Here is a 4,622-nt window from a genome sequence, read left to right as displayed (position 1 = left end):
GTGCTGGCCCTGGTCTTACTGGCAGGCGGCGTTTGGATCTGGTATCAACGCCGTACACTGGTGCCCTCGGAGGACGCCCCCGCGGAGAGTACCCTGCCGGACACGTTTTCCGCCGCGGGGGAGTCCTTTTCCTGGGACAGCGCCCGGGGAATCCTTTCCTACCGCTTTACCCCCGGCATCGCCGACGAGACCTGCTCCTATCAGATCACCTTCACCGGGACGGACAATGTCCCCCACACCTATGACGCGCTGTACAGCGGCGGCGTCTGCACCGGCAGCGCAGAGCTGACCCCGGGGGACGTCTACGACGTAACCGTCTCGGTGAACGATGACACCGGCAGCCGGGCGGCACTGCTGGCCCGGAGCCTGACGGTGGAACCGGGCAACGTGGTTCGATGGACGCCTGCGGAATCATAGGAGGCGGGGATGCAAGCATTCCCGCCTCTTTTTCGGGCGTTCTCTGCCCGTTACGCCAAATCGAACAGCATAATCGCGATTCCATAGAGTACGCTGGCGATGGTGCCGAACACGATCACCGGCCCGGCCACCAGAAACATCTTGGCCGCCATGCCGGTGATGAAGCCCTCGCTCTTGAAGTCGATGGCGGGGGAGACCACGGCGTTGGCAAAGCCGGTGATGGGCACCAGCGTGCCTGCGCCGCCGTAGCGGGCGATCTTGTTGTAGAGGTTCAGCCCTGTTAAAAGGGCAGAGAGAAACACCAGCGAGCAGGAGGTGGCGGTGCCGGCGGCCTGCTTGCCAAGGCCCGCCGCTGCCCAGCCGTTCTGGATCAGCTGTCCCAGCACGCAGATGGCCCCGCCGATCACGAAGGCCAGAAGCGTATCCTTGATGATGGGCGACTTCTTCGCCATTTGCTGCACATACTGCTGGTATTCCCGGGGTGTCATTTCCATGGGAAATCCCTCTTTTCCTGGAAGTTTTCCCTAGGTTTCCCCGGCGGAGACAAAATATGCGTTGCAAAGCGGCTTCCGGCGCGGTACACTGAAAAGGATGTCCATACGTTGGGAGGAACCGTTATGAAACCAGCCCCCAAGCCCCTGGGGCTTTACATCCATATTCCCTTCTGCAAGCACAAATGCGTCTACTGTGATTTTTACTCGCTCTCCGGCCAGGAGAGTCGGATGGACGATTATACCGATGCGCTGTGCGCCCATCTGGCGGAGATCGCCCCCTTTGCAGCCGGTCACCAGGTAGACACCGTGTACTTCGGCGGCGGAACGCCCAGCTATCTGGGCACCAAGCGGCTCATCAAGCTGCTCAAGACCATCCAGAAGAAATACCGTCTGGACAAGCAGGCAGAGATCACCCTGGAGGCCAACCCCGACTCCGCCGGGGACTGGAAGGAGCTGCGCTCCCTGCGGCGGGCGGGCTTCAACCGGCTGTCCCTGGGGATGCAGTCCGCCAGCGATCAGGAGCTTCAGGCCATCGGCCGGGTCCACACCTGGGAGCAGGTGGGCACCGCCGTGGAGGCCGCCCGGAAGGCCAAATTTGAAAATCTCTCCCTGGATCTCATCTACGGTCTGCCCCAACAGACCATGGAGCAGTGGCAATCCAATCTCACCGCCGCTGTGGATCTGGCGCCGGAGCATCTTTCCTGCTACGGGCTGAAGGTGGAAGAGGGGACACCCCTCTTTGCCGTCCGGGACACGGCGGGGCTGCCGGGGGATGAGCAGCAGGCGGACATGTACCTCTGGACGGTGGAGTTCCTGGCCCAGATGGGATACGCCCAGTATGAGATCTCCAACTTCGCAAAGCCGGGGCGGGAATCCCGGCACAACCTGAAATACTGGACCCTTCAGGAGTACGTGGGGTTCGGCCCCGGGGCCCACTCGGATTTCGGCGGCGTCCGCTACGCCTACGACCGGGATCTGGAGGGCTATATCCAGGGGGTGCAGACCCACGCCCCCATGCTCTCGGAAAGCGAGAGCATCCCCCCGCTGGAGCGGGACACCGAATGGCTGATGCTGGGGCTCCGGACCGTGCAGGGGCTGGACCCCAAGGTATTCGAGCGGCGTTTCCGCCGCCGCTTCGACTGCTTCCGCCCCTTCCTGGAGGAGTGCCGCACCGCCGGCTACGCCGTGGAGGAAGAGGGCCGCTGGCACCTGACCCCCAAGGGCTTTCTGGTCTCCAACCAGATCATCGGCGGCATGCTGGACGCACTGGCGGAGGAAAAGCGCCGCCGTGCAGAGGCCACCGCCCGGGGCGATTTCCGGGTGGATCTGGGCGAGGGGAAAAAACCGTAACTGCGTTGTTTTCAAAAAGGCCCTGCCGCCAAGTGCGGCATGGCCTTTTTGCTGTGTCCGGTGCCGGAACCGTGAAATTTCCCAGATTCCCCCACATCAGGTATAGTTTCAGGAAAATCCGTCCATACTCCCCGCAGACCAATACTCAAGAGGAGGGGTATGATGGAAAACAAACGTACAGGCGTGCTCAGCGGCGTGGGATTTTATGTGACCCTGGTCATCTGTCTGCTGGCTGCCGGCATCGGAGGATACTTCCTGCTCTTCGGCGGCCAGGAGACCGCCCAGGAGGAGGACGCTCCCCAGACGGCGGTAACCGCCAAGGCTCCGGAGATCCCGGAGGAACAGGAGCCGGTGGAGGCCGTTTCCCCGGCGGAGCTGGCGGACGAGCCCTCCGCAGAACCGGAACCGGAGCCGGAACCGGCATTGGATGACACGCCGGTGGTGGCCGCCATTCCCCAGGTGGTAATGGCGCCTCTGGAGGGGGAAGTGGTGGCCGCCTTTTCCGTGGATCAGCTGACTTACAACGAGACGCTGGGAGACTGGCGGACCCATGACGGCATTGACATCGCCGCGGCAGAGGGAACTTCTGTGCTGGCGGCCTCCGGCGGCACGGTGCTCTCCGTCAGCGATGATCTCCTGATGGGCACCACCGTGGTGCTGGAACACGGGAACGGGTATCAGACCACCTACGCCAATCTTCAGCAGACACCGCCCGTGGCGCAGGGCGACTCTGTCACCGCAGGGCAGATCATCGGCACCGTGGGTACCACCGCATCGGCGGAATCCGCTCAGGGCCCGCACCTGCACTTCTCCGTCACTAAGGATGGGGACGCCGTGGACCCGGACACGTATCTCAACGACTGAACATGTAATAAAAAGCGGCGGAGCCGGTATGGCTCCGCCGCTTTTGCAATAGATACGCTCAGTCCTGCTCCCCCATGTCCAGGGAAACCGCCGCGGCCCGCATGGTCCGGCGCAGGAAGATGGCGCTGAGGGTCAGGGAAACCACCTCGGCCACAGGGAACGCCAGCCACACCATTTCCAGCCGGCCGGTCTGGCTCAGCAGCCACGCCACCGGCAGCAGCACCACCAGCTGACGGCAGACGGAGACGATCAGGCTGTAAAACGGGTTGCCGATGGCCTGGCACACAGAGCCGGCAATGATGGCAAAACCCGCCAGGGGGAAGGAGCAGCAGATGATCCGCAGCGCCACCGTGCCGATGGAGAGCATCTCCTCAGAGGCGTTGAAGAAGGAGAGCAGCACGCCGGGGATCAGCTGGAAGGCGGCAAAGCCCACCGCCATGATGCAGATGGCCGTGATGATGGTCAGCTTGACGGTGTGCTTCACCCGGTCCAGCTTGGCCGCGCCGTAGTTGTAGGAGATGATGGGCACCATGCCGTTGTTCAGGCCGAACACCGGCATGAACACGAAGCTCTGGAGCTTGAAGTAAGCGCCGAACACGGCCGTGGCCGCCTCGGTGAAGGAGATCAGGATCTTGTTCATGCCGAAGGTCATGATGGAGCTGATGGACTGCATGACGATGGAGGGCAGGCCCACCCGGTAGATCTCCCCGGCCACCTGCCGGTTCCACCGGATCTCCCGGGGACGGATGTGGATGTCCGGATTGCGCTTGATGTTGATGATGATGGCGATGATGGCGGCCACGATCTGGCCCGCAACCGTGGCCACGGCGGCGCCCACCACTTCCAGACGGGGCGCGCCGAAATAGCCGAAGATCAAGATGGGGTCCAGCACGATGTTGATAATGGCGCCGGTGAGCTGGGTGCACATGGCGTAGAAGGTACGGCCCGTGGACTGGAGCAGCCGCTCAAAGCAGAACTGACTGAACACGCCGATGGAAAGGCCCAGGCAGACGGTGGCGTACTGGGTGCCATATTCCACGATGTTCTGGTTCTGGGTCTGGGCCAGGAAGAAGGGCCGGGACAGGAACAACCCGATGAGGGCAAACACCACAAAGCTGCAAAGAGCCAGGAAAATACCGGTGTTTGCGGCCCGGTCCGCCATGTCCTGACGCTTTTCGCCCAGAGACCGGGAGAGCAGCGCGTTGATGCCTACGGCAGTGCCGCCGCCCACGGCGATCATCAGGTTCTGCAGCGGGAAGGCCAGGGACACGGCGTTGAGGGCATCTTGGCTCAGCTGGGCCACGAACACACTGTCCACCACATTGTAGCAGGCCTGCACCAGCATGGAGATCATCATGGGCACCGCCATGCCGGCCAGCAGCCGCCCAACGGGAAGAACTCCCATTTTATTCTCCTGTGGGGCCTCCGCTCCTGCGGGAATTTTCTTTTCCATTTGACAAACCGATCCTTTCTCTTGTGCAATGTTGATGCGATGTT

At 62.5% G+C, this 4,622-nt stretch carries 5 protein-coding genes; 3 read left to right on the top strand and 2 right to left on the bottom strand.

The window, feature by feature from the left end:
* Window positions 1-417 (top strand): hypothetical protein (locus tag QZL67_RS05780; RefSeq protein WP_292919953.1); only part of this gene is annotated, 417 nt, incomplete at its 5' end.
* A 50-nt stretch (window positions 418-467) separates the two neighbouring features.
* On the opposite strand, the gene spoVAC is transcribed toward QZL67_RS05780, so the two are convergent.
* Window positions 468-911, bottom strand: coding sequence for a stage V sporulation protein AC (gene spoVAC / locus QZL67_RS05775; RefSeq protein ID WP_022289801.1), 444 nt, complete (start codon window positions 909-911; stop codon window positions 468-470).
* A gap of 123 nt (window positions 912-1,034) precedes the next feature.
* On the opposite strand from spoVAC, the gene hemW reads away from it, so the two are divergent.
* Together hemW and QZL67_RS05765 are read left to right on the top strand one after the other, a co-directional pair.
* Window positions 1,035-2,261, top strand: coding sequence for a radical SAM family heme chaperone HemW (hemW, locus tag QZL67_RS05770; RefSeq protein ID WP_022289800.1), 1,227 nt, complete (start codon window positions 1,035-1,037; stop codon window positions 2,259-2,261).
* Window positions 2,262-2,423: 162 nt separating this feature from the next.
* Window positions 2,424-3,125 (top strand): M23 family metallopeptidase, encoded by a 702-nt coding sequence (locus tag QZL67_RS05765; RefSeq protein WP_022289799.1) that lies wholly within the window; start codon window positions 2,424-2,426, stop codon window positions 3,123-3,125.
* Window positions 3,126-3,183: 58 nt separating this feature from the next.
* On the opposite strand, the gene QZL67_RS05760 is transcribed toward QZL67_RS05765, so the two are convergent.
* Window positions 3,184-4,530, bottom strand: a complete 1,347-nt coding sequence (locus QZL67_RS05760; protein ID WP_292919951.1) for an MATE family efflux transporter — start codon at window positions 4,528-4,530, stop codon at window positions 3,184-3,186.
* Between the last annotated feature and the right edge of the window lie 92 nt (window positions 4,531-4,622).

This window comes from Oscillibacter sp. CAG:155 (genome assembly GCA_000436875.1).
Taxonomy (GTDB): domain Bacteria; phylum Bacillota; class Clostridia; order Oscillospirales; family Oscillospiraceae; genus Oscillibacter.
The sequence above is the reverse complement of the archived record's forward strand: the minus strand, read 5'-3'. Positions and strand labels throughout refer to the sequence as shown.

Excerpts from the sequence above, each read along its gene's own strand:
- spoVAC (WP_022289801.1), bottom strand. The coding sequence starts at position 911 with ATGGAAATGACACCCCGGGAATACCAGCAGTATGTGCAGCAAATGGCG.
- hemW (WP_022289800.1), top strand. The coding sequence starts at position 1,035 with ATGAAACCAGCCCCCAAGCCCCTGGGGCTTTACATCCATATTCCCTTC.
- QZL67_RS05765 (WP_022289799.1), top strand. The coding sequence starts at position 2,424 with ATGGAAAACAAACGTACAGGCGTGCTCAGCGGCGTGGGATTTTATGTG.
- QZL67_RS05760 (WP_292919951.1), bottom strand. The coding sequence starts at position 4,530 with ATGGGAGTTCTTCCCGTTGGGCGGCTGCTGGCCGGCATGGCGGTGCCC.